Source organism: Mesorhizobium sp. M6A.T.Cr.TU.014.01.1.1 (assembly GCF_004022765.1).
GTDB lineage: Bacteria > Pseudomonadota > Alphaproteobacteria > Rhizobiales > Rhizobiaceae > Mesorhizobium > Mesorhizobium mediterraneum.
Map to the genome: position 1 here is coordinate 1 of NZ_RZPG01000071.1, position 993 is coordinate 993.

1 protein-coding gene is annotated in these 993 nt (G+C 58.3%); it reads left to right on the forward strand.

What is annotated here, in order from left to right; translation table 11 throughout:
* Nucleotides 1-154: 154 nt before the first annotated feature.
* Nucleotides 155-993 (forward strand): Xaa-Pro peptidase family protein (locus EN885_RS32995; protein ID WP_245493195.1); only part of this gene is annotated, 839 nt, incomplete at its 3' end.

A 993-nucleotide genomic window follows, 5' to 3' on the forward strand; every position in this document is an offset into this window, starting at 1 on the left:
GCGGGCAATCCTGAAGGCTATGGCCAAGCTCGGCATGGAGGATCGCCTAGAGCGCACGACCGGTTATATCTACGCGTCCTGCTACATCTCTGCACCCTCATGCGAAATGCTCTGAGCCTAGCGTACGCGGGATCGACGGCTTTTTTGATGAGAGTTGAAGCAGTCCGCCAAGCGCGGTGAACCGGCGAACCAAATACAGTCAACAATGATGGAACTTAAGACGGTGAGTGACCCTATGAATAACGGGATGATTTTTTCAGTTGAGGAATATCGGGCACGGGTTCAGCGCACGCAGAAGGAGATGTCTGAGCATGATCTGCCCGTGTTATTGCTGCATCAGCCAGAGAACATCCTGTATCTTAGTGGATTCCATACTACTGGCTATTTCTCCTATCACGCCTTGGCGGTTCCGAGTCGCGGCGACCCGGTACTGATCTTGCGCGATGTGGAAGTCCCGGCAGCGCACGCCACGTCTTGGGTGAAAGACCACGTGACCTATGCAGATGCCGCCGATCCGCTCCCCGTTTGGCTCGACACGGCGAGAAGAGCCCTCGATGGCCTTGGCTTCGCAGGCGGGCATGTCGGCGTGGATGAGCACTCTTGGTTCTTGACGGTGGAACGCTGGAAGATGCTGCAGGCATTGCTGCCCAATGCGACTTTGGTCAGAGAGCCGCGCATTGTCGATCACCTGCGCCTGATCAAATCACCGCGGGAAATAGACTACCTGCGCGGCGCTGCTCGCCAGGTTGAAGTGGGCATCCGGGCTGGCATCGGGGCGATCGCGCCCGGCGTCAAAGAGCGAGAGCTCGCTGCCGCCGTGTTCGGCGCGTTGGTGAATGCCGGGTCAGAAATGCCGCTCAGCGGTGCCATCACCTCGGGCAATCGAACCAATCTCATCCACGGGCAATGGTCCGACCGGCGCCTGGAATGTGGCGATACCGTCTGCCTTGAGCTCAGCGGGATCCATCACCATTATTGGGCACGCTTAATGCG